Here is a 253-nt window from a genome sequence, read left to right as displayed (position 1 = left end):
CTGTCGCCTGGCGTGATTATGTTCCGCAACCGGCGCGTAACGGTTTGAGCAACTTTACTGGCAACCTTGAAGAACCTGCGGTGATGGTTAACTACTTCTTGCAGGGCGACCCTTATCAGGGGATGGTCCACTTTACCCGCTTTTTCCTGAACACCATTTTGGGGATGGGCGGTTTTATTGATGTTGCAGGGATGGCGAACCCGAAACTGCAACGGACTGAACCTCACCGCTTCGGTAGTACGCTTGGTCATTA

The 253-nt window shown here is 52.2% G+C and carries 1 protein-coding gene; it reads left to right on the top strand.

The window, feature by feature from the left end; translation table 11 throughout:
- The coding region (locus tag R0J92_RS24890; protein WP_411053653.1) for an MlaA family lipoprotein at positions 1 to 253 on the top strand (253 nt) is incomplete at both ends.

Origin of the sequence: Tritonibacter sp. SIMBA_163 (genome assembly GCF_046535935.1) — a bacterium.
Classification (GTDB): domain Bacteria; phylum Pseudomonadota; class Alphaproteobacteria; order Rhodobacterales; family Rhodobacteraceae; genus Epibacterium; species Epibacterium scottomollicae.
This window is presented reverse-complemented; position numbering and strand designations above follow the sequence as displayed.